This window comes from Moorena sp. SIO3I6 (genome assembly GCF_010672095.1).
The window spans coordinates 16,197-40,548 of sequence record NZ_JAAHHU010000007.1 but is presented as its reverse complement, the minus strand read 5'-3'; the positions used below and the strand labels follow the sequence as shown (position 1 = coordinate 40,548).

Sequence of the window (24,352 nt, the reverse complement as noted above, 5' to 3'; positions counted from 1 at the left end):
TTTTAATTTTTAATGGTCAATTGGCATTTTCAATTTGTGATTTTCAGGGATTCCTACTCTATTCCTTCACCAACACTCCATTGAGGAAAATATCAGCAATGCCTTCTGCCATTTCTTGAATCTCTTTGGGGGAGGCATCTGAATCGAGGATGGTATTGTGACTGAAACCAGCAACGGCAAACATGCCCAAGAACACCTGAGCCAAAATATTAGGGTTCATAGGGCGATAAATGCCTCGCTCAATGGCGGTTTCAAAAAAGGCTTCAGCCACATCCGTCATTTTAATAATTACTTCTGACTGAATGCGATCGCGCAATTCTGGGTGGAATTGGGCTTCCATAAAGCATACTCGCATCAGATCCGCATTCTCACCCATACGCATCATTCGCCGCCGCATCATCTGTGCTACTGCTTTATAGCTGCCCATTTCACTGAGTTCCGTGAGCAAATCGGTGAGAATGTCTACCCAACCCTGGGTGGCGACTTCTATCAGAATTGCCTTTTTGTTTTCAAAATGACGAAATAGGGTACCTTCAGCGACCCCAGCAGTACTGGCTAACTCCCTGGTGGTTGTCCCGTTATAACCTCGACTGGCAAACAAACGTCGTGCTGCTCTCAGGATACGTTGCCTGGTCTCTGTCTCTGACTGAGTTGGCTGATTAATTATTCCCATGGGTGTCAAAATGAAACTTGTAGCGCTATTATCCAAATTGTCCAACACTTCACCCCATAATTGTCAAATTTGAGACAGAGTTGGCTTGAGCTTCTAGTAGTAGGTGATGGTAATCATGCCTTGATTGTGACCAAAAATTTGGGTTTCAAGCTGGCCTTTGGCCACGCTACTTGAGGTGCCCATAAACGGGCGATTTTTCCGGAATTTGTCAAGGCAAAGGTTTATAATACAATAATTGTGTAGAAAGCGCACAGGTAGGATTCGTCGGTACTACCTGATTCAATAACGACAATTACGGGCAGGATGCCCGTTCCACGCAAAATGCTAGTACACGAGGCGCGAAAAACCTCGCCGGTGCGCTTTCCGTTCTCCGTAGGAGACGCGGGGCGCGTTCGGCTAATTAAATTCGCCACGGGTCGCACCGCTAAAACGCATGGGTCTTAACGGATACCGAAAACCAGTAAAGTAGCAAATTCAAAATATATAACGTACCGTGGGGCACACGGGAACGAGGGAAGGGAGAAACAGTTATATTAGACACTCCTAGTACCTAGCGCTTAGGGAGATAAGCCCACTGGGATTAGTTAAGTTAGGCTTGATGCTTGGTTGCTGATTGAACGGGTATTTGGCTTGAATATTGCCTTTCAGGATAGCTAATTTTAAGGCGTGTCGTAGAACTAAGAATCCCCGTTCTTACTTCGGCGGGGAGTGTCAAACACTTGATGAAGAGACGCTAGCTTATTAGTTGTTAACCTCACGCCGCCTAAAGGCGGTACCACTAAATCCCACCCTAGAAAGCGGTGGGCGTTGTGGGAGAGTTCTGTAAGTTCGTTACTGCCACCCTTGTATGATTAAACAGAATGGATTGGTCGTGTTTCTCCAGCGTGTTGCTGATCACTTAAGACCACTTCGGTGCTTATTCAAGACAGGATCTATCAAGTCCCTATCGATTTTATCTTATCTGGGGGCAGCAATCCTAATCTGGGGAACATTCTCGACTATTGCATTAGCCCGTACTGAAACCCCAGCATCACCCTCAACCTCAATCCAACCCTATCTAGACCGGGTGATCGAACGGGTAACTGAGTTTACCCTGGATAATGGCATGAAGTTCATTGTCCTAGAAAACCACGAAGCACCAGTAGTTTCTCTTCTTACCTATGCGGATGTAGGCGGTGTGGATGAACCGGATGGCAAAACCGGTGTGGCTCACTTCTTAGAACATTTAGCATTTAAAGGTACCACCCGGATTGGTACTACCAACTATGAGGCAGAAAAAATTCTGCTGGACAAGTTGGACGAGTTGAAAAAACAAATTAAAGAGTATCAAGCCACTGGGAATGAGGCAGAGGTAGCTAAGTTAAAAGAAGAGTTTGCCGAAGTCGAAGCTGAGGCGGCTAAGTATGTCCAGCAGAACGAATTAGGTCAGATTATTGAACAATCAGGAGGCGTGGGCTTGAATGCGGCAACGTCTACCGATTATACGGTTTACTTCTACAGCTTGCCATCGAACAAATTAGAGTTGTGGATGTCCCTAGAGTCGGAACGCTTCCTTGAGCCGGTATTTCGAGAATTTTATAAGGAACAAGAGGTAATCCTCGAAGAGCGTCGTTTGCGCACTGATAACTCTCCGATCGGTCAAATGATTGAGGCGTTCTTGGATACTGCCTATACCAAGCACCCTTATCGGCGTCCGGTGATTGGCTACAACAAAGACATTCGCAATCTTACTCGCCAAGATGTTCAGGAGTTTTTTGACACTTACTATAGTCCGAATAACTTAACTGTAGCTATTGCGGGAGATGTGGATCCAAAGCAGGTGAAACGGCTAGCTAAAGTCTACTTTGGACGCTACAACCATCAAAAGGAAATTCCTAAAGTCACTACGGTAGAACCACCACAGTCCGAAACCAAGGAAGTTACCTTGAAATTACCCTCCCAACCCTGGTATTTGGAAGGATACCATCGACCAGGGATTACCCATCCTGACCATGTGGTTTATGAAATTATGGGCAATTTGCTGAGTGATGGTCGAACCTCTCGCCTATATAAGTCTTTGGTAGAAGGGAAACAAGTAGCCCTATCGGCGGCAGGGTTTAGTGGCTTTCCTGGTGATAAATATCCTAATTTAATGTTGTTCTATGCCCTCACTGCACCAGGACACACGGTAGAAGAGGTGGCAAGTGCATTGGCAGAAGACATTGAAAAGCTCAAAACTGAACTAGTTTCACCCCAAGAATTGGAACGGGTAAAAACTCAGGCAAGGGCTAGCCTATTGCGATCGCTTGATTCCAATATGGGTATGGCCAGAAATTTGGCAACCTATGAGGTCAAAACAGGTGATTGGCGTAACTTGTTCAAGGAAATAGAAGATATAGAGGCAGTGAGTGCAGCAGACATTCAGCGAGTGGCTCAGGCAACTTTTCGACCAGAAAACCGCACGATTGGACGGATTTTACCAAGTCAGTAACTCAACGGTTCTCCTTTGAAGGTAGATCTCCGTTGAAGGTAGATCTCCGTTGAAGGTAGATCTCCGTTGAAGGTTGAAGGTTGTTTGGTTGAAGGTTGTTTGGTTGAAGGTTGAAGGTTGAAGGTTGAAAGCGATTGCGTGGCCAATAGGCCAAGGTTGAAGGTTAACCTTCAACCGGTTAACCTTCAACCTTCAACTGGTTAACCTTCAACCTTCAACTGGTAACTTTGAACCTTCAACCGGTTAACCTTCAACCTTCAACTGGTTAACCTTCAACCTTCAACTGGTTAACCTTCAACCTTCAACTGGTTAACCTTCAACCGGTTAACCTTCAACCTTCAACTGGTTAACCTTCTAACCTTCAACTACTGATCCAATTACCCATCACGAATGACCAATGACCAATCTAAAATCGAAAAGCCAAAATCCCAAATACCTGAGATGGATCGGGCTACTGGTAGTGACAATGCTAGTGGTAGTGCTTGTGTCTCGTCTACCAGCAATAGCTGATACCCCACGCCATTACGATGAATTAGAGTTTGACCCGTTACCACCAATTCAGCTACCGGACTACACTCGCTATCAGTTAGACAATGGGATGGTGGTCTATTTGATGGAAGACCATGAACTGCCTTTGGTGAGTGGTACCGCAATGATTCGCACCGGCGATCGCCTTGAGCCTGCTGACAAAATTGGCTTAGCGACTATGGCGGGAGTTGTGATGCGTACTGGGGGTACCACTGAACACTCAGGCAATGAGTTAAATGTGCTGTTAGAAGAAAAGGCAGCTTCGGTGGAAACTAGTATTGACACTAGTTCTGGCAGTGCGAGTTTTAGTGCTTTGAGCGAAGATTTGGACTTGGTCTTTGATTTGTTTGCTGAAGTTATTCAAAAGCCTGCCTTTGCTCGATCTAAGCTGGCTCTAGCTAAACAGCAACTAGCGGGACAAATTGCCCGCCGCAATGATGATCCCGGTGATATTGCTTCTCGTGAATTTACGAAACTGATCTACGGTGACACTAGCCCCTATGCCCGCACGATAGAGTATGAGCATCTAGACAATATCTCTCGTAATGATTTAATCACTTTCTCACAGAGGTATGTATATCCAGAAAATATGATACTGGGTATTGTGGGGGATTTTGACTCCGAAAAAATGCGATCGCTAATTGAGGAGAAATTTGGTAGCTGGAAATCTGCCTCTGCGCCAGCACAGCCAAACGTTCCACAAGCATCCCAGGCTCAGTTAGGGGGTATATTTTTTGTGGATCAACCTCAACTGACCCAAAGTAATATTCAAATGGGACATATCGGGGGCAAACTCAATAGCCCTGACTACGCCACCCTTTCTGTGTTAAATGAGGTGATGAATGGATTTGGGGGCAGACTATTTAACGAAGTGCGATCGCGTCAAGGTCTAGCTTACTCGGTCTACGGGGTTTGGAGTGTTCGCTATGACTATCCGGGTTTGTTTATTGCTGGGGGACAAACTCGCTCTGAAACCACGGTACCCTTTATTAAATCTGTTCTAGATGAAATCCAGAAATTGCGCACTAGTCCGATTAGCTCAGAAGAATTGGCTAAGGCAAAAGAAAGCGTTCTCAACTCCTTTGTGTTTAATTTCCAGAAGCCAGAGCAAACCCTATCTCGGCTGATGCGCTATGAATACTACGGCTACCCAGAGGATTTCATCTTCCGTTATCAAAAGGGAGTCACAGCTACTACGATTGAGGATGTACAGCGGGTGGCGGAAAAATATCTCAAACCTGATCAGATTGTTACCGTAGTTGTGGGCAATGCTTCCCAAATCGAACCAGCCCTGACTAGCCTTTCCCAGGACGTCACCGTGTTAGATATTACGATTCCAAAACCAAAAAACAGTTAGTTAATCAATGGCAAATTGTTAATGGTTAATGGTTAATTAAGAAAAAATCCGAAAAAATCGATTCACCATTTGCCACATACAATTTGCCCTTTGCTATTCTCAATGCGCATTCTATTCCTACATCCCAATTTCCCTGCCCAGTTTCGCCACATAGCAACTGCTTTAGCTAAAGATAACCGCAACCAGGTTGTCTTTGGGACTAGGCGCAAAGAAGGGCAACTGCCTGGAGTTGTCAAAGCTCTTTACAATAACTCTAGGGAAGTACGTCCAGAAACTCACCACTATGTTAGACCATTAGAAAATGCTGTACTTCAAGGTCAAGCTGTCTATCGCTTAGCCAATCAGCTCAAGGCTAAGGGATTTGTTCCTGATGTGGTCTATGGTCATTCGGGTTGGGGACCAACGTTATTTATCAAAGACGCTTTCCCCCAAGCTACATTACTGTGCTACTTCGAGTGGTTTTATCATGCCCATGGCACAGATGCTGATTTTGATCTATCCGAGCCCTTAAACGCTGATGATGAAGCCCGGATTCGGATGAAAAATGCCCCGATTTTGTTAGACCTAGCCAGTTGCGATCGCGGATTGTCTCCCACTTACTGGCAGCGCCAGCAATTTCCAGCGGACTTCCACAGCAGAATTACCGTGCGTCATGATGGGGTGGACACCGAGTTCTTTAAACCCAATCCAGGGGCAAAGTTAGTACTAAAACAGATAAACTTAGATTTGTCTGAGGTGAAAGAACTAGTCACTTATGTGGCACGGGGCATGGAACCTTATCGAGGTTTTCCCCAATTGATCGAAGCAATCGGTATCCTTCAGCAGCGACGTCCTAAGTGTCATGCTGTGATTGTCGGGGAAAATCGGGTGGCTTATGGTAAAAACCTACCCGATGGCAAAACTTACAAAGACTTGATGTTAGAAAAAGTACCCCTTGACCTAAACAGAGTCCACTTTACTGGTTTACTTCCTTACTCAGAATACTTACAAGTTCTTCAAGCTTCCTCTGTTCATATTTATCTTACCCGTCCTTTTGTTCTGTCTTGGTCGATGCTAGAATCCCTTTCTACAGGTTGTTTGGTAGTAGCGTCTGATACTCCCCCAGTGACAGAGGTGATTGAAGATGGGATTAATGGTTTGTTAGTAGACTTTTTCTCGCCAGAGGAAATTGCCGATCGGGTTGAGGAAGCTCTCGACCACCCAGAACAGATGGCTGCTATTCGCGCTAAGGCAAGGGAAACCATTCAACAGGGTTATGATTTAAATCAGTTATTATCCCAGCATTTGCAGTGGATACGAGAAAGTCAGTTGTTCGCGTAGCGTGGCCAATAGGCCAAGGTTGAAGGTTGAAGGTTGTTCGCGAAGCGTGGCCAATAGGCCAAGGTTAAAGGTTAGAAGGTTAGAAGGTTGAAGGTTGAAGGTTGAAGGTTGTTCGCGAAGCGTGGCCAATAGGCCAAGGTTAGAAGGTTTAAGGTTAGAAGGTTTAAGGTTAGAAGGTTTAAGGTTAGAAGGTTTAAGGTTAGAAGGTTTAAGGTTAGAAGGTTTAAGACTTTCAACGACCCAGCTTCTGGCGCACACGAGCTACAAACATATCGACCTCTGGTAACTTCAACTGAGTTGCTAACAAACCAAACACACCTAAGCCTACCAATCCAGCTAAACTCAATTGCAGCAACTGCACCCAAATAATACTGGTTTCTAATACTTGCTCACACCCCCAACTGACTCCCCAACTTGCGGCACCAGCTACTACACTACTCACAGCTAAACCTAGAATTGGCAACATCCACTCTTGCCAAGGTAAGCCATTTAGCCTGCGGTTTAATAGCCATAACAGCACTACCATGGAAAAGGCATTGACACCAATGGTGGCAAATACGATACCGGGTGTGCCAAAGGCATCGATTAGAAAATAATCTAGTACAGCATTGAGAATAATATTAATCACACTCAGACGAAAGGGTGTCTGTCCATCTCCTAAACCATAAAATACCCGCACTAGCACATCCCGTCCCAAGTAGACAAACATGCCCATCCCATAAGCCATGAGCACTGATGCTACTAACCGAGAGGCATTAGCATCAAAGGCTTGACGCTGATACACTACCTGCACGATGGGCATGGCTAAGGTCACCATCAATGCACTTAACGGTAACATTGTCAAGGCAGTGAGCAGAATTCCCTGGCGAATCCGTTGCTTGAGTTCTGGCCAATTTTCGGGAGCGGCTAGTCGGGAAAATACTGGCAGTAGGGGGACTAGAATGACATTAGAAATAATGCCTAGAGGGGTATTCACTAAAAGATTGGCATAGTTTAAGCTAGCAGCAGCGGCATCGGCTTGGGGCAGAAAGGAGGCAAAGAATAAGTCGGTGTAGACATTAATATGCAGCATCCCAGAGGAAAAGGTTGCAGGAGCCATGACCTGCATCACGTCTTTGACTCCAGGGATACCCCAGTTAAATCGTAGGCGTATTTTACCTAGGCCACTGCGCCACTGAGCGATTTGCTGCACTATCCATTGAAGAGTTGCTCCAGCAAGGGTACCCCCAGCTAAGACAATCCCACCGATCATGGCAAATTCGGGATTACTAATTTCTTTGCCCAACTGTAGGGCTAATATTCCTAAGCCAACAATGACGGTGATGCTGGAAAATAAGGGACTGACGGCGGGTAGCCAGTATTGATCGCTAGCATTGAGGGTACCAAAGCCAATGCCAATTAATCCGGCTAGCACTGCCATGGGTGCCATAATCTGTAATTGCCGGATTGCGATCGCTCTTACTTCTAAGCCTTCTGGAGTATCCTGAAACCCTGGTGCTAGAACATCAATTAAGACCGGAGCAAATAGCACTAGAGCAATGGTTACCAGTAACAGGATGCACGCGACTAAGGTAGTTACTGTTTCCACCAGCCGTGGGGCTTCTGATTTATCTCGTTTAGCGAGAACACTAACTAAGGCGCTATGAAACGGTCCGTTAATGCCACCGAGGAGGATTAATAAAAAGCCAGGGATCACGTAAGCATAGCTGTAGGCGTTGATAACCGGACCAACTCCAAAGGCTGCTGCCATGGCTTGTTGGCGGACTAAGCCAAATACTTTACTAATAATGGTGGCTACTGCGACAATCCCGGCAATGCCAGCTAGGGAACGAGTGGTTTTCTGGTTTTCAGACACAAATCGTTAATAAAATTAATAGTTAACGTGCTTATTTTAAGGGATCCCTTGTTGTTGACCCTTGACAGTTGACGGTTGGTAGGGTGTAGCAGCTAGCTTGGTTTTATCTAAGTGCCTTTCAGGGTGTTATCACCCTAGTAAAAAGGTTTGTTATTTCTTTAGATTAAACCATGACTACAGAATTTTTTTATGCTAATTTACCCCTTTTAGAAAACTTCATCGATATTACTGACTCTCGTAATTTTGAATCGGTTCCCAGGGATTGGTATGTTGTGATTAGCGATATTATTGGTTCGACTCAAGCTATCGAATCAGGACGCTACAAAGAGGTTAACCTATTAGGAGCCTGCTCCATTGTCGCTGTTTTAAATATAGCAGGTAATTTAGACATTCCTTTTGTGTTTGGGGGAGATGGAGCAACTCTGTTGATTCCTCCTTCTCTGTTTGCCCCTGCTCGGGAAGCCTTATTAGCCACTAGTCAGCTAGCCAGGGAAGAATTTGGGATGGAATTGCGGGTGGGTGCAGTACCTATGTCTGATGTCAGAGTAAATGATTATGATGTTAAATTAGCGAAGCTCAAGGTATCTGAAAATTATTATCAGGCTATATTTACTGGAGATGGTTTGAGTTATGCTACTGAATTGATTAAACATCCAAATACGAGTAACCTCTACCTTTACCAAAACCCTACTGATAATGCTAAAGCTGATTTTTCTAATTTAGAGTGTCGCTGGCAAGACATTCCAAGTAAATATGGTGAAACGATCAGCTTGATTGTTAAAGCAACGTCTAATCAAGGAGATTTAGCTAATTTAACTTATCGAAAAATTATTGAAAAAATTGACACTATATATGGAAGTGAAGAGCTTTTAAATCCAGTTGATAAAAACTATTTAAATCTAGGGTTTAGTTATCAAAAATTAAGTGCTGAAACTCGGCTGTGCGCCCAGTCGAGTAAGCTAAGCCATAGGATGCTCTATTTTTTAAAAATCTGGTTTGAGAATTTCTTGGGCTGGTTGTTGATGAGGTTGAAAGTGAAATTTCCAGATGGAGACTGGGGAGCCTATAAACGAAATGCGATCGCAGCAACAGATTACAGAAAGTTTGATGATATGTTACGCATGGTGATTGCTGGCAATGAAGCACAACGAAAACAATTAACAGACTATTTAGAAAAGAATTATAAACAAGGTAAATTAGTGTATGGTCTGCATATTTCAGACCGAGCACTGATGACCTGTCTGGTATTTGAGCGCCATGGACGCCAAGTACATTTTGTGGATGGTGCAGACGGAGGCTACGCCGTAGCGGCGAAAGATATGAAGGATAGACTTAAGGAGAATGCTACTGATAGCAAATCCGCTTTTAGAACACCCGTTAATCCAGATGACTAGCCATCAATACAAGTTAGGATAAATCAGATAAATCAGACTAGCATAAGGCAATAGCTATAGCGCTGCGCTAGTTCCCTACTCCCTACTCCCTACTCCCTACTCCCTGTTCCCTGTTCCCTGTTCCCTGTTCCCTGTTCCCTTTGCTATAGCGAATAATTACACTGGCTTAATAGTAATGTCTTGATAGTCGGGATGTCTAAGAATAAAGCATTTTGCGCCAATAGTGATTTGGGCAATCTGGGATGAAAGCTTACATAATCCATCCCTGACTTCTGAATTTGGACAGTGAATGATTAAGCTGTCAGTAGCAGTAACCCACTCTAGCTTACAGAGTTGAGTTAGAGGAATTTCTGTCTTAATTTGGCTTAGTCCTTGACTCAGTTGTTTAAATTTATGTAGCCATTGGGACTCTTGCAAGTTTTTCTCTAGCTTGCTTTTCAATGGGTCTTCTTCTTGATTAGGCATGATATCATGATAGGATTTGTTATTGTGTCAGGAGTCAGGAGTCAGGAGTCAGCAGTCAGCCTGGTTGACTTACAAAAGATCATAGCGTAGGTTGGGTTGAGGCAACGAAACCCAAAACCAGTCAGGCTTTTCTTGGGTTACGCTATCCCTAACCGCTCCCTACGGGATAATCAGCATTTCAAGGGTTTTGTCAGTCAATCAGCAAATTTACTCATCTCCAAAATTTGGTTTGAGTATATAATCACAAAAAAGGCTTACATATTTTTGTAATGTATTTAGTCTTGGGTAATTAGCGATTTTAAATAAAAAAAGGAGAACAAATATGCCAAGAAATGGATGGTATACAGGAGATAGTGATAACGTTACCGATGATGGTAACGTTAATGGCTGGGCAGATTTGTCAGGTCAAGCTTTTGGAAACAGTATTGCAGGTGGTTTGTCCTATAGATTTGGATCTGTTATCAACAACTATGGAACTTGGGGACAGCTTATCTATGCGACTAAAAATGACTTAGCAGCTGAGGACTTATCCAATCCTTCAGGACTTAATGGAAATATGCCAAGTAACCCAGGACCAGGCAATTCTAATTGGGTACAAGGACATTTGGTTAATGGTGAGTGCGGAGGTAGTGGAAATAAAGCCGCTTATCTGACTCCTATTACAGGCAATTTGAATAAGTTGCATGCGGGGTATGAAGCTGTCTTACAACGCCTTGTCAATCGTGGTTCAGCATCAGGATCGTCAACTATCAGTTTCAATCCCAACAAGATACCAAATTCGCGTTTGATTTATCGAACCCATGGGTTGACTCCTCCTGCGCCTGGTGGATTTACGACTGTACCTAAAGCAATATGTGTAAGTCTTGGAATAGTTATTAATGGATTAATGAAGTCTGAAGCTGATGTTCAAAATGAATTTAATAATCCTGGAACAACCAAATGGTTTGCTGACAGGTACTATAAATCTGAAGGAAAGAGTGATCGAGACAAGATAATACAAATGATCGGAGGAGTAGAATTGGGCTACTAGGACTTACGCATTGACAAAATAGAAAAAATGTGCAATCAAAAAGAGCCGCAGAGCGGTGTGCGTGCTTTTTTCTCTACAGTGTTTTACTAGGGGATAAGCTATATATAGCGTTTCTCATAGCTATGAGGCACAGAGATTTTTTTCATTATTACCTATTCCCTGTTCCCTAAAATTACCTGTTCCCTAAAACCCATAATTTTGTACCTCATGAGTTGGAGAATTGCTATATAATATAATGGTTCAAAAATAATCCCCCTAGTAAGTTCTTTGGATGTTGAGACATCAGGAGAGACGGATTGATCCGTTTTCTCCTGTTTTCATAATATGCAAATTAAGGGTAAAAACCTACGAGTATGCTTTTGAATAAGTTTTATCAGTCAACCAGGCAGTCAGCAGTCAGCAGTCAGCAATCAGCTTATTTTGTTCAAAAGGACTTCAGGTAGCGTGGCCATTCGCCAAGGCCAATGGCTGATACGCGACACGCTGATAGCTTACGTTATTGTGATCTCCTCAATTCCCCTGGAATAATTCAGCAACTTTCCCCCTTAAAGCCTCAACGCTCAGCGGTAAATTGCTTATAAGCTGTTTCGAGATTATCCTTGTATAATCCTTGGAATTTATAAGTCTTATAAGCAGCAGGGATTTGGGAATAGTTGGCCAGCACTTGTTCTTGAGTCAGAGACTTTTCTTTCCAAGTTAACGCTAATTGTTCCAGTTGCTCTAAGTAAGTATGTAAGGTGTCCCCAAGGAGTTTTAGATGGCATGATTGATAGTTAGCTTCCTAAATTCATCATTTGTTAACGCACTACTGCTCCTGATCCAACCAAACCGCTAAATCCGTTGCTGTCTCAAAATTCAACAACGCTTCACTCAATTCCTCCAATCGAGTAATGGATAATCCCTCAATCCGCTGTTGGAGCACAGGGTCAAGTAAACCTAACCTCAGGGTTAGCAAACGCATCACAATTAATACCGCTTCCTCCTGCTTGCCGCGCTGGCGTCCCTTTTGGATAATATCTTGATAGGTAACTGATTCTTCCATAACTTCCTCCCTCAACAATCGACGGACTAAATCTTTCTCAAACCGTAAACCAGCCAGCACATCCACACAGGCCGCTAGGGTTCGGAGTTGACCTTGTTCTTCAATTCTATCGACTTCAGCAACCACTTGCTCTAACAATAGATTAGGCCGATTACTCCTAGCTAAAGTGGCCAAGGGTAACAGAGCGCGATTGGCCAACAGTGGTTGAGGGTCTTGCTCCCAAAGACGAATTATTCTATAACGATGCCAGGTGTTAGTATCCCTAAACTCATTAGTAAATACCATCTGTGATGTCGTAGACTTGAGAAAAATTACCACCTGCTCAATGGGACATCGGTACTTGCGGTGTAGTCTGACCCAATAGTCCAACATCCGAAATGGTAATGGTGGCTCGGATGGGGGTAGGGTTTGAAATTCTAGGTGCAGAATTTGGTTTGTACTTTGGAGTACAGTCAGAGCATCAGCTTGAATTGGTTCACTACTCAATTCGGTTTTAAGTACCTGAATATCCCGAGGTTCTTCACCCAATAGCCAATGAAAAAACTCCGATGGGTATTCTTCGGCTAAGTATTTACAAATATTATCGTAGGCCAAGGCAAATTGTTCAAAGTTAACACTATCTCAGATACTGTAGTGAATCTGAGCTAAAAAAGTGATCGCACCCGGATCTTGTTTATTGAGTCAAGTTATGATAGCCGAGCACTTTTGATTTTGATATAGCAATTCGATCCCCCGTTGGTCCCCCTTATCAAGGGGGACTTTGAGGTTGAGAAGCCTACCTCATAAAAGCAATAAACGCACTTAAAATCTAGAGAAGACCTGATGAGATTAGGTCTTCTCAAAATTATTTCTGTCAACTTACGGCGGTTTGCATAACTATCAGGTGCGCTTTCTGTATTAAGAATTAAATTCGCCACGGGTCGCACCTCAGGTACACAGGATTGTTTTCCCACTTCTGACTTCCCCTCCTGGGAGGGGTTAGGGGTGGGTTCCTCTTCCCTACTCCCTGCTCCCTGCTCCCTGCTCCCTAAAAACCCAGAACTTTGTACCTAACTGAATTGCAAACCGCTGTAAGAGCACCATTAACCCGTTCACCCACACCCGAAAACTTATTATCCCGTAACCAAATCCTCAACTGCTTCTAGATCAGTCGGTAAGCCAGCGGTCAACACCTCTGCTCCTGTCTCGGTAATCAACACATCATCTTCAATCCGAATCCCCCGCACATCATCAAATTGTGCCAATCTATCCCAGTCCACCACATCTTTGTAAGTTGACCGTCGATCTGGGTCATTCAAAATCCCTGGAACTTGATAAAATCCTGGTTCAATTGTCACCAACATCCCTGCTTCCAACAGTCGGTCTAGTCGCAGGAAGCCCAAGCCAAAGCGATCGCTTCTTACCCGTCCTGGTGCATACCCTGCCAAATCCCCTAAATCTTCCATATCATGGACATCTAATCCCAGCAAATGACCAACACCATGGGGAAAGAATAAAGCATGGGCATCCATTGCTACTAAATCCGAGATGTCTCCTCGCAGAATCCCCAAATCTATCAATCCCTCAGCGATCACCCCTGCTGCTGTCATATGAATCTCTCGATATTCCACCCCAGGGTAAAGATTCTTGATACAGAAATCATGGGCTTCTTTGACCACATTATATATATCCCGCTGAGTAGGGGAAAATTTGCCACTCACCGGCCAAGTACGGGTAATATCCGCCGCCCAACCCATAGGGGTTTCTGCTCCTACATCCGCCAGTAGTAACTCTCCCGGTTGCAGGGAATGGTGATACTCACCATTGTGCAGCACTTCCCCATGAACGGTAACAATACTTGTGTAAGCACGGGTCATATTATGGGCAATAATTACCGATTCCATCGCCCCCCGCACTTCCGCTTCCCGTTTAGCCTTGGGAGTAGCTGCCATTCCCGCTTTATGAGCAGCCATCGAAACTTCAGCGGCTTGGCGCAACTCCGATAATGCCCCCTCGTCATGGTATAACCGTAGGGATATTATCGCTTTCGCTAAATCTAAGTCAATCCCTTCTGGAGCATCAGCGGCTCCCACAGCACGACCTAATAGTTCCTGTTGTTGGCTGTAAGTAGTGGGATTTTGAACAGCAATGGTTGCTGCTCCCTGAGAATGCGATTCGGCAAAGCCGACGCTATGCGAACGCAATTCTGAAAAGGGAAAAACCCGATCAGCCCCAATCATCTCAGCAATTTCCTCAGGTGAAGGCACTTCTCCGTGCCACAACGCACTACCAGGGGCTGGCTTATCCATGAATAAATCCAGTTTGCCATCATTGAGGCCAATTACCGCATTAGTTAGAGGTAAACCAGCAAAATACAAGAAGTGACTGCTAGCCCGAAACGGGAACGAATTGGCTCGAAAATTCCGAGGACTAGGATGTCCAGACCAGAGCATTACTGGAAAATCCACCAGCTGAGCCAGCTTTTGACGCCGTTGCTTTAGTGTAGTGGCTAAAGAGCCGTCATGGTTGTTAATCATCGGATTTATTATAATTTATTTGTTGAACCTTCACCGTTGAATAGTTATAGCGTAAATTCCACAGGTCTTGTGGAATTTGTTTAAAATTATCCCCAGGATCTACCTGAGACTAAGATGCTGCCAGTGATCGGGTTTGGGACTAGCAATGGCAAGGTTCTTGGTCTAACCAAGATCTAACTGTGGAAAATGAACCAGAACAGATTAACACAACAGATTAATGCGAAAGCATCATCTCCAATGCTCTGGCTAACACTTATAGAAGTTATATAGCAATTCTGTTTCCCATGAGGTACAAAGAGATCCCCCTAAATCCCCATTAAAAAGGGGGACTTTGAGCTTGATAATTGTACCTAATACATGCAATAAACGCTATAATACTCATTAGCGAAACAAGATTTTTTCCCAATCCCCATGCTCTTAACCCTGCTCCCTGCTCCCTATTCCCTGTTCCCTAAAAACAAAAAAAAACTCACCCAATTTATAACTGCTATAGTAAATACTTGAAATCTTAAACACAGAAATATGGTTATCGCTCAACTGTTTAATATTGCCAATATCTTCGTTTTGCCCTTTTGGCTCCTGATGGTTTTCTTGCCAAATTGGGGCATTACCAAGCGAGTAATGGAATCCTATCTTCCCTTCGTCGCTCTAGCAGGTTTATATATTTACCTATTCATTAATAGCATTACACCAGAATCCGCCCAAGCCTTATCCAATCCTCAGTTAGCCGATATTGCCCGTTTCTTTAGTGATGAAACCGTTGCTGCTACTGGCTGGATACACTTCCTAGTCCTAGACTTGTTTGTCGGGCGTTGGATTTATTGGCAAGGGCAACAGGCTGGTATTTGGACTATTCACTCCCTAATTCTATGCTTATTTGCAGGACCAATCGGACTACTTTCTCATATTATTACAGCTTGGATTACCAAGAAATCCACTTCAGATACTCCCTTAGAGTCTAACACTACGAGTCCATCACAAACATAATCAGCGCTTTTTTATTTGATTTGTAAACACAGGTATTGCTTAAAAAGGCAATAGGCAAGAGGCAAAAGGCAATAGGGTAAAAAGCTCTGGAGTTTTATTGGACAGTCAAAAAAGACATTTTAGTTTACATCTCATTTATAAACCCTATACTCGATCATCACCAATAATCCACTGGCTAGTTTTTGCCTAGATTAAGAAATATTTAAATTGGCCAGTTATCTTGACAGTTTTGTATTCTTCATGCTAGCTTTATATAAAGCTTTAAAAGCTAACTAAGAGGAGATATGAAAAGTTTTTTGATCCTGAATTTTGCCCCCCTAGCCCCCCAAGCGAGGGATTGCTCGCTTGGGAGACCAACGGGGGCTTGGATGTAGCAAATGAGACTTTTCAGACAACCTCTAAACTAAAACTAAAAAATGCGAATAGGTTGCTCTACCATCGTTACAACTCAACACTAAAGGCTTTGATCATAATGAGAAGCAACATCAAAAAGATTTTTGAAGCTGTTGAAGAATCAATCAATAATATTAATAAGGAATGGTGTAGTTTTCAAGATCAAATCCGTGAGCAGCTACCCCCAGAGTACCATAGTGAACTCGAAAGTTTAAACAGCCAATTCCAGGTGGCGGTAAGTGAATTAGTGAAAGAACTCAGTGAACCGGTTCTTACCTTAGCGACAACAGGAACCACTAGCAGTGGTAAAAGTACCCTGGTCAACTTCTTGTGTGGGGCAGAAATTGTCCCAGTTGCTGTACAAGAAATGAGTGCAGGGGTCGTGATTGTAGAATACAGTGAAACGAAATCTCTGAAAATTGATCAAACCCCAGGGGCACTTTGGGAATGTGGAGAATGGAAAAATATTACAGACGAAGACATTTATGACCGTTTAGACCAAGCAATGAAGTCCTATCTTCAAGCTAATCGAGACGGAAAAACTAGTGTTGCTTGTCCACAAACAACGATATATTATCCTTTCCGGCTTGTAGCCGATCCTAAACTGCTTGATTTGCCTGAAAAAACCAAAGTGCGAATCATGGATCTTCCCGGTTTAGCTCATGTGGGTGATGAAGGGAATGGCTCTGTGATTAGAAAATGTAAAGAAGCCTTATGTATAGTTACCTATAATAGTGCAGAAACCGATAGACAAAAAGTTAGTAATTTACTTCAAGAAGTGGTTGATCAGGTCAAAGAACTAGGAGGCTCACCAGCCCGGATGCTTTTTGTTCTGAATCGGATTGATGAGTTTCGTAAAGACCAAAATTGGCCGGATAGTGAAAGAGATTTTTTCAAAAGAAATGTTCACGATATCAAACAGAAGTTAACCAAGGAGCTAGAAGAATATCAAGAAGATATTAGTGCTTTAAAAGTCATCAAAATGAGTGCTTTACCAGCTCTATTGTCGATTAAAATGAAGAGGAATAATCAGCAAGAAAGCAATCAAGCATCTCGAAAAATCGACAGTATGTTTAACTTCTTAATCCCAGAAGATATTATAGAAGATTTACCCAGAAAAGTAGAGCGATGGGAACACCATGAGCGCCATCGTGTTGCCCAGACTGTTTGGGAAGCCTCTTACGCAGAGGAATTTCATAAATATCTGAAAGTAGGGAGCTTGTAGGGTGGGCAAAAACAGTTTGGTTATTTTGATAATTAATGATTAGATTACTTTGCCCACCCTACTCCATCTAACTTCAACCTTCAACTGCTTTGAAAAACATCAAGTTTTAGCAAAGGGAAGTTTGAATGTAGAATTAAGAATTAAGAATTAAGAATTAAGAATTAAGAATTAAGAATTAAGAATTGATAATTTAGACTTCTACATTCTACATTCTACATTCTGCATTCTACATTCTACATTCTTAATTCTGAGTATCAACCATACCAAACCGATTCAACCTTCTCAATTACCTCTTGTACCGAATTCCCATCACTCAAAACTGTGACATGACCTAACTTACGTCCTGGGCGGGATTGAGTCTTACCATACCAATGGACAAACGCTCCTGGTAAACTGGCTAAGGTCTGCCGTTTCTGTTGGTAATCATCCTGGGAAGACTCATAACCCAAAAGATTGACCATTACTGCACTGGCACAATGCATCTGTGGGCTACCTAAGGGTAAACCTACCACGGCTCGCAGTTGCTGCTCAAATTGAGAAGTTTCGCAAGCATCAATGGTGTAATGACCAGAATTATGGGTACGAGGGGACACTTCATTAACCAAAACTTTATTATTGCTAGTCAGGAATAACTCAATTCCAAAGACTCCCACTACCTCTAAACTAGTCAGCAGAGTTTTTGCGATCGCATTCACCTCCGCCACCGTATCTGGGCTAATCTGGGCTGGTGCAATAACTCGCCGACACACCTGTTCTTGCTGCTGAGTTTCCACCACCGGGTAAACCACCACCTCCCCATCTACAGAACGGGCAGCCATTACTGCCAACTCCCGTTCAAAGGGAATAAACTCTTCTAGCACCACAGGCTGATTGCCTAACTGCTTCCAAGTTTCCTGTAAGCTATGACTGTCTTTAATAATAAAGGTACCCTTGCCGTCATAACCTTGGCGTCGCGCTTTCAGCACCAGAGGAAACTCTAACTGACTCAGGTTGATTGGGGTCCGAGAAGGGCGTTGCTGATTCTGGGTATGATTTTGCCCCCCTAGCCCCCCAGCGAGCAATCCCTCGCTGGGGGGAACAAAACTCTGAAAGTCCCCCAAAGTTGGGGGATTTAGGGGGCTTGACCAAAACCAAACGATCGCGGATTCATACTTCAATTCAGCAACGCCCCGAGAAGAGGCTAGGGACTTTAATTCCTCCTTACCCACTTCCCCCTCCAGACTGATGAACTCTGGCTGGGGTAAACCAATGCGATCGAAATAGCAGCGTTGGTGATATTTATCCAACAGTGGCGCTAGAGCCTCTAGTCGGGGGTAAAAGCAAATTCCCCGCTTTGCCAGACATTTCAGGGCATCGAGGTTAATAAATTCATTCTCAAAGGTAATCACATCACAGCGAGATGCCATTTGCTCGGTAGCGATCCCATCATCAATAGCAGCAAAGATAGTTTCAGCAGCAACACGGACAGCTGGATCAGTAACATTAGGAGTTTGAACCACTAGCCGAATACCCAAAGACTTGGCAGCCATTGCCATCATCCAGGCCAGTTGTCCTCCACCAATTACACCTACTCGTTTAATCGACATCCCAAAGACTCACAAGCGCAACACCAGTTTTCAGATGCACCTTGCTTAGCAAACAGTTATCAAATTTGGACACCATCCAGCATACCATCGCTCAAGTCAGCCCCATCGATCGTGAATGTTAACCGTTGACCATCAAATAGTCAACATTCAACATTCAACAGTCAACAGTCAACATTCAACATTCAACATTCAACAGTCAACATTCAACAGTCAACATTCAACACCTTACCAACACCCTAAAGACTTACGAGTCATCACACCAGTGGTAGGGTTCACGCCAGTTGCTACATCGCAGAGTTTTAACCGTTCTCTGACCGGTTGGATCAGGGTGCTACTAAAATCAGCACCAGTGATGTTAGCCCCATCAAAACTGGCACGTTGCAGTAAGGAACGAGTAAAGATGGCATCAGTTAAATCTGCACCATTGAAGCTAATGTTGTAGGTGTCGCTGTTGGTCAAGTCTGCTCCATGGAGATTAGCATTATTCAGGGTAGTATGTTTGATAGATGCTTTGATCAATTTGGCATCGGCTAAGTTAGCCTGGTCCAAATTGCAATAGGTAATTTTGACTTCCTGTAAGTCTTGACCAGATAAGTCTGCTCCCACGAGTTGTTTCCCATCGCAGGCTATACTCTTGGCGTGAACGGGTAAGGGATAACAAAAAACAGAGCACGCAAATAAGAATGTAACCAGTAGCCGGAAAAACATAAAGATTTATTGCTGGAATCGTCCAACTCAATCATACTGTGCTGCATAATCACTTGAGTTACACCCAAGTAACTAGCACCAAATACTGCTCAGCCATCTTACAGCTTAATAGATCATGGCGAGCACCTTGAACAAATGCGATCGCTCTTTAGGACAACAAGGCTAATGTAAGCATATGCGCTACGCCCACGCTACGCGAACAGCTATCAGCTATCAGCCGTCAGTGGTCAGTGGTCAGTGGTCAGTGGTCAGCGGTTAGCCGTTTGCCTTTGGCACCTCAAGTAGCACCATCTGTAGCCCATAAGCTGATAGCTGATAGCTGACGGCTGATAGCTTACAGGCTAATCTTGCCAGAATCGCTAAAATCATAGTAAGCGATATTTTTGTGAGATCGATGCTTAATATACTTTTGACTTGGCTGCTAAGTGCTATCTCACTAATGATTACTGCTTACCTGGTACCAGGAATTACCATTAGTGGTTTTGGTGCAGCTGCTGTAGCGGTAGTAGTCATTGGTTTAGTTAACGCCATCATTAGACCGATTCTAGTGATTCTGACCTTGCCCATCACAATTTTATCCATGGGACTATTTCTGTTGGTGATTAATGCTATCACCCTCTCCCTGGCATCCTATTTCACTCCTGATACGTTTGTAGTGAACGGTTTCTGGGCAGCTTTTTTCGGGGCTATCGTTCTGACTTTGGTGTCTAGTCTTATCAATAGCTTGGCTTCTAATCAAGTTTAATCGGATGGCCGGGACTTGTCAGCTTGGTTACGGGCGCGAGTTATTATATAGCTGGCACTACTTTAGCTGGCACTACTTTAGCTGGCACTACTTTTAGTAAACTATGCTTCTTAGCTTAAGTTTTCAGCTGCAAGGGCTGACTAGTAAATAGCTGATAAATAGCTGAAAGCTGACAGATCAAAGTATAGCTTTAGTTGAAGTTAGTGTACAGTTTTTTTTTAATTGCCAAGGCTCAAAGTACAGGAAACATAGATTTAGACTAACCCAAGCTGTGTAAATTTCGGGGTGCTTAAAGGGTTAGTATATAGATTCGTTTATGTCAAACAACTATAGTACAACCACACCATTTTACCTTGATAGTAATACTTATAAATCAGAAGCTAAAACGATTAAACTAATCAAAAACTAAGAACATAATCAAAAACTCATCAAGTTTAACAACTATAGCAGCAAGTTTCAATTGGTATACTTCTGATAACGTCCTAGGGAGTAGGGATTAGGGAGTAGTAATAAAAAAGGCAGGGACATTATCAGTATCATAAACGCTATAATCAAATTGTTTTTATTTAGGAATTGGTTAATTATAATATTAAGGTAAAATTTTCAAGCTTTCATAAGTTTTGATAAGTCATAATTATGATAATTCATAATTTCTCTTTCTTTTCAGAACACCAAACTAGTGATTAATCGATGAAAAGACTAAAGTTCTTGATATTCTGTCTGTGTGGATTCGTCTTGGTACTATCCCCTTTGTACCTCCAAACCATAGCTCTATCTACTCCAAGCGGCAATAGTTTGGGTCAACATTTGGATCAAAAGATTGTTTACTCGCCCCAGCTAACCTTAGCCCATAGCCAAGTTCAAACTACAGAAATTGCTGAAGACCCCTCAGAGGCACCCTCAGAGGAGTTATCCGATTCAGATAGTAGTGATTCCAAGTTAAAGCCATTTGATAAGGTCGTAGAAGATGCGGAAAAATTAGCAGGATTACTCACCCTCTACCGCAATAAAGAAAAAGAAAAAATTTATTTAGAAATTGAACCGGATCAACTAAATCAAAATTTCCTATGTGTTGTCACCCTTGCTTCGGGAATTGGGGAGTTGGGGCTCCAAACCGGTTGGCCAGTTAATGATTTTTTGTTCCAATTCCGCCGCCGACAGAAGACCATAGATTTAGTCATACCAAATATCTACTTCCGTACTCGACCCGGTGACCCCCAAGAGCGTTCTGTTAAGCGTTCCTTCAGTGATTCGGTGCTATATTCCCTGCCCATTACCAGTATTCATCCAGAACGAAAGACTCTGTTGGTGGATTTAACACCACTCCTCGTCAGCGATGGGTCTTTTTCTGGACTAGCATCGGCTTTTCCTTGGATATTAGGAGGTAGTTATGTAGTAGACCCTCAAAAATCCTATGTCAGTGACGCTCAAGCATTTCCGTTGAATGTAGAGATTGAGTCAGTTTATGGCTTTTCTGGTGGGGGAGATTTATTCTTTCCCTTAAGGAGTCTCCCAGATCAACGAGCATTTAATCTTAGTGTCCGCTATAGCTTTTCTCAACTACCGACTAACAATGGTTACCGTCATCGACTCGCGGATGAACGAGTAGGCTATTTCATCAGTGCTTATCAAAATTTATCCAATCAAAACCGCAAACAACCCTTTATCCGTTATATCAGGCGCTGGCATTTAGAAAAACAAGACCCTACTGCTACGGTATCCCCCCCAAAAGAACCGATTGTGTTTTGGATTGAAAATACTGTACCTCTAGAGTACCGAGATGCAATTCGGGAGGGGATTTTGATGTGGAATGAAGCGTTTCGGGAGGCAGGGTTTGATAATGCCATTGAAGTGCGGCAAATGCCAGATGATGCAACCTGGGACCCGGCTGATATTCGCTACAACACCATTCGCTGGTCGAATTCTTTTCCCTCATTCCCAGGCATTATCGCTATGGGGCCATCCCGAGTGAACCCCTTGACTGGGGAAATCTTGGATGCAGACGTGATTATTGATGCTAATGCGGTGCGCTGGATCAAAGCGGAATACCAGGCTATTGCTTCCCAGCCTCAATCCCAGGCATTATCTGGGTTATCCCAATTCGCGTTTAATAGTTCCCTGTGTAGTAATGGCATCAAAGTTCCTTACCTCAAATTGCAGGAAATCCTCAAGAGCAATCCTGGCAAAGCGGCTCAGTTGAGCCTACCAGCTGGGCAATTCCTGAGCGGACTAACCCAAGTCCCAGACCATGAGTTATGTTTTGCCATGGTATCAGCTCAGCAAGCTAAGTTTGGAGCATTGTCTCTATCGATGGTAAACCACCAGTTGCCCAGTGGTGAGGAAATGAAAACCTTCATCAATCAGTATTTGCGCTACCTGACGGCTCACGAAGTTGGTCATACTCTGGGATTGCGCCACAATTTCCGGGGCAGCACCATGTTGAGTCCAGAGGAATTGAATAATACTGAGATTACCCGCAATAAAGGGCTAGTCGGGTCAGTCATGGATTATGTCCCAGTTAATCTAGCGCCAGAGGGAATGGAACAGGGAGATTATTTCTCTACAGTGGTTGGTCCCTATGATAAGTGGGTGATTAAGTATGGCTACACTCCGATTGATGCTCTGACTCCTCAACAAGAATTACGCACACTGCGCAAAATTGCGGCTGAAGGCTCTGAAATGGGGCTATCTTATGCTACAGATGAGGATACTTTCGATTTTATTGACCCAGAAGCTAAGGTTTGGGACCTTAGTAGTGATCCATTGCGCTACTCTCAGTGGCAAATGGAGAATGCTAAGGGAATTTGGAAACGCTTGAACACCAGTTACCTGTTGCCTCAAGAAAGTGCTGGGGATTTACGCGATCGCTTTGATACGGTCTTCTCCTATTTCTTTGAAAACGCTATGTCCCTTACTGGTTATATTGGGGGACAAACTTTTAATCGAAACTACACTGGTGGCAAGACTGGCACACTCCCCTTTGAACCCATCCCTGTGGAAAAACAGCGTCAGGCTCTAGCCATGCTCGGGGAGTATATGTTTGCAGAAGATACCTTTAACTTCTCACCCCAACTCCTCAACCAGTTAGCCCCATCTCGCTGGACTCACTGGGGTACTTTTCCCACTATTTTCCCCCTAGATTATCCCATTCATGACCGAGTGATGTTAATTCAAACTATGGTGCTGGGGGATTTATTTTCATCAGAACGGTTGGCTCGTTTGCGGGATGCTCAACTCAAAACTAGTTCCGGGGAAGCCTTGACCATGGCAGAAGTGTTTGACACTGTTCAAGATAGCATCTGGAAACTAGATACTAAAGCTAAGATTGAGCCAATCTCTAGCTTGCGTCGGGGATTGCAACGGCAGTATATGAGTCTTTTAGTGAACATGGCACTGCGCAATTCCAATAGTCTAGAAACTGCCCGCACCTTCCCTGAATTTATTATTGCTATCCAAACCTTTAATACTCCCGAGGATGCTCGGGTGTTAGCCCGGTATAAACTCCGTCAATTGCGGGATGCGATCGCAAACACCTTGAACAAACAAGGGAAAAACCTTGATACTGCTAGCTTAGCCCACTTAGAAGGGGCACGCGATCGCATTACTAAAGTGTTGGATGCACCGTTGCAATCGGAATGAATCATGACTTGAGCCGTAAGCTATCAGTTTTCAGCTATCAGCTATCAGCTATCAGCTGATAGCTATTAGCTTATGGGTTAGGTCACAGGCTGGAAGCCTGTGCCACAGTGCTTGAGGTGCTTTTGAATTAAATAAGCTGAGCGCTGACCACTGACCACTGACCACTGACGGCTGTTCGCGGTGGAACAGGCATCTTGCCTGTTTCGCTGGAAGCCTGTGCCACAGTGCTTGAGGTGCTTTTGAATTAAATAAGCTGAGCGCTGACCACTGACCACTGACCACTGACGGCTGTTCGCGGTGGAACAGGCATCTTGCCTGTTTCATTTCCCGGCTGTGGTCTTCTCAGGAATTTTTTTTTCCTTGCAATAGTACCCTTAAGGGTACTGCCGACCTAGGAATACTTTTTAGATATTAGAAAA

19 protein-coding genes are annotated in these 24,352 nt (G+C 43.7%); 9 read left to right on the top strand and 10 right to left on the bottom strand.

What is annotated here, in order from left to right:
- Positions 1-58: 58 nt before the first annotated feature.
- Complete coding sequence (locus F6K49_RS04905; RefSeq protein ID WP_293036647.1) at positions 59-673, bottom strand: TetR/AcrR family transcriptional regulator; 615 nt, start codon at positions 671-673, stop codon at positions 59-61.
- An 847-nt stretch (positions 674-1,520) separates the two neighbouring features.
- Between F6K49_RS04905 and F6K49_RS04900 the strand changes: the two genes are divergently transcribed.
- Positions 1,521-3,143 (top strand): pitrilysin family protein, encoded by a 1,623-nt coding sequence (locus tag F6K49_RS04900; protein WP_293094695.1) that lies wholly within the window; start codon positions 1,521-1,523, stop codon positions 3,141-3,143.
- On the opposite strand, the gene F6K49_RS04895 is transcribed toward F6K49_RS04900, so the two are convergent.
- Positions 3,137-3,289, bottom strand: a complete 153-nt coding sequence (locus tag F6K49_RS04895; protein WP_293094692.1) for a hypothetical protein — start codon at positions 3,287-3,289, stop codon at positions 3,137-3,139. The genes F6K49_RS04900 and F6K49_RS04895 overlap by 7 nt on opposite strands.
- A 251-nt stretch (positions 3,290-3,540) precedes the next feature.
- Between F6K49_RS04895 and F6K49_RS04890 the strand changes: the two genes are divergently transcribed.
- Both F6K49_RS04890 and F6K49_RS04885 read left to right on the top strand, forming a co-directional pair.
- Positions 3,541-5,028, top strand: coding sequence for a pitrilysin family protein (locus F6K49_RS04890; RefSeq protein WP_293094689.1), 1,488 nt, complete (start codon positions 3,541-3,543; stop codon positions 5,026-5,028).
- A 102-nt stretch (positions 5,029-5,130) separates the two neighbouring features.
- Entirely contained in the window at positions 5,131-6,348 is a 1,218-nt protein-coding gene (locus tag F6K49_RS04885) for a glycosyltransferase family 4 protein (RefSeq protein ID WP_293094686.1), read from the top strand.
- On the opposite strand, the gene F6K49_RS04880 is transcribed toward F6K49_RS04885, so the two are convergent.
- Both F6K49_RS04880 and murJ read right to left on the bottom strand, forming a co-directional pair.
- A complete protein-coding gene (locus tag F6K49_RS04880) occupies positions 6,301-6,606 on the bottom strand; it encodes a hypothetical protein (protein WP_293094681.1) in 306 nt (101 codons plus the stop codon). The genes F6K49_RS04885 and F6K49_RS04880 overlap by 48 nt on opposite strands.
- Positions 6,581-8,203 (bottom strand): murein biosynthesis integral membrane protein MurJ, encoded by a 1,623-nt coding sequence (gene murJ / locus F6K49_RS04875; protein ID WP_293094676.1) that lies wholly within the window; start codon positions 8,201-8,203, stop codon positions 6,581-6,583. Before murJ ends, F6K49_RS04880 begins: the two co-directional genes overlap by 26 nt.
- Before the next feature lie 170 nt (positions 8,204-8,373).
- On the opposite strand from murJ, the gene F6K49_RS04870 reads away from it, so the two are divergent.
- Positions 8,374-9,597 carry a DUF3095 domain-containing protein gene (locus tag F6K49_RS04870; protein WP_293071450.1) on the top strand — a complete coding sequence of 408 codons (1,224 nt, stop codon included), beginning with the start codon at positions 8,374-8,376 and terminating at the stop codon, positions 9,595-9,597.
- Between the two features lie 156 nt (positions 9,598-9,753).
- Here F6K49_RS04870 and F6K49_RS04865 read toward each other — a convergent pair whose 3' ends face one another.
- A complete protein-coding gene (locus tag F6K49_RS04865; protein ID WP_293018725.1) occupies positions 9,754-10,062 on the bottom strand; it encodes a hypothetical protein in 309 nt (102 codons plus the stop codon).
- Positions 10,063-10,384: 322 nt separating this feature from the next.
- Here F6K49_RS04865 and F6K49_RS04860 point away from each other — a divergent pair, with 322 nt between their 5' ends.
- Positions 10,385-11,092, top strand: a complete 708-nt coding sequence (locus F6K49_RS04860) for a hypothetical protein (protein ID WP_293018723.1) — start codon at positions 10,385-10,387, stop codon at positions 11,090-11,092.
- An 805-nt stretch (positions 11,093-11,897) separates the two neighbouring features.
- Here F6K49_RS04860 and F6K49_RS04855 read toward each other — a convergent pair.
- Together F6K49_RS04855 and F6K49_RS04850 are read right to left on the bottom strand one after the other, a co-directional pair.
- Entirely contained in the window at positions 11,898-12,728 is an 831-nt protein-coding gene (locus F6K49_RS04855) for a DUF4351 domain-containing protein (protein ID WP_293071451.1), read from the bottom strand.
- Between the two features lie 518 nt (positions 12,729-13,246).
- Complete coding sequence (locus F6K49_RS04850) at positions 13,247-14,650, bottom strand: aminopeptidase P family protein (protein WP_293094662.1); 1,404 nt, start codon at positions 14,648-14,650, stop codon at positions 13,247-13,249.
- A gap of 522 nt (positions 14,651-15,172) precedes the next feature.
- On the opposite strand from F6K49_RS04850, the gene F6K49_RS04845 reads away from it, so the two are divergent.
- Together F6K49_RS04845 and F6K49_RS04840 are read left to right on the top strand one after the other, a co-directional pair.
- Complete coding sequence (locus F6K49_RS04845; protein ID WP_293094656.1) at positions 15,173-15,637, top strand: ABA4-like family protein; 465 nt, start codon at positions 15,173-15,175, stop codon at positions 15,635-15,637.
- A gap of 472 nt (positions 15,638-16,109) precedes the next feature.
- Positions 16,110-17,255 carry a dynamin family protein gene (locus F6K49_RS04840; protein ID WP_293094649.1) on the top strand — a complete coding sequence of 382 codons (1,146 nt, stop codon included), beginning with the start codon at positions 16,110-16,112 and terminating at the stop codon, positions 17,253-17,255.
- 254 nt (positions 17,256-17,509) lie between these two features.
- Here the strand turns inward: F6K49_RS04840 and F6K49_RS04835 are convergent, their stop codons facing one another.
- Both F6K49_RS04835 and F6K49_RS04830 read right to left on the bottom strand, forming a co-directional pair.
- Positions 17,510-18,841: a 5-(carboxyamino)imidazole ribonucleotide synthase gene (locus tag F6K49_RS04835; RefSeq protein WP_293094642.1), complete on the bottom strand. Its 1,332-nt coding sequence runs from the start codon at positions 18,839-18,841 to the stop codon at positions 17,510-17,512.
- 225 nt (positions 18,842-19,066) lie between these two features.
- Positions 19,067-19,447: a pentapeptide repeat-containing protein gene (locus F6K49_RS04830; RefSeq protein ID WP_293071454.1), complete on the bottom strand. Its 381-nt coding sequence runs from the start codon at positions 19,445-19,447 to the stop codon at positions 19,067-19,069.
- Between the two features lie 496 nt (positions 19,448-19,943).
- Here F6K49_RS04830 and F6K49_RS04825 point away from each other — a divergent pair, with 496 nt between their 5' ends.
- Both F6K49_RS04825 and F6K49_RS04820 read left to right on the top strand, forming a co-directional pair.
- Positions 19,944-20,294: a phage holin family protein gene (locus F6K49_RS04825; protein ID WP_293018709.1), complete on the top strand. Its 351-nt coding sequence runs from the start codon at positions 19,944-19,946 to the stop codon at positions 20,292-20,294.
- Positions 20,295-20,984: 690 nt separating this feature from the next.
- Positions 20,985-23,933 (top strand): zinc-dependent metalloprotease, encoded by a 2,949-nt coding sequence (locus tag F6K49_RS04820; protein WP_293094636.1) that lies wholly within the window; start codon positions 20,985-20,987, stop codon positions 23,931-23,933.
- A 77-nt stretch (positions 23,934-24,010) separates the two neighbouring features.
- On the opposite strand, the gene F6K49_RS04815 is transcribed toward F6K49_RS04820, so the two are convergent.
- On the bottom strand, positions 24,011-24,208 hold the full coding sequence (locus tag F6K49_RS04815) for a hypothetical protein (RefSeq protein WP_293071456.1): 198 nt from the start codon (positions 24,206-24,208) through the stop codon (positions 24,011-24,013).
- Positions 24,209-24,352: the final 144 nt, after the last annotated feature.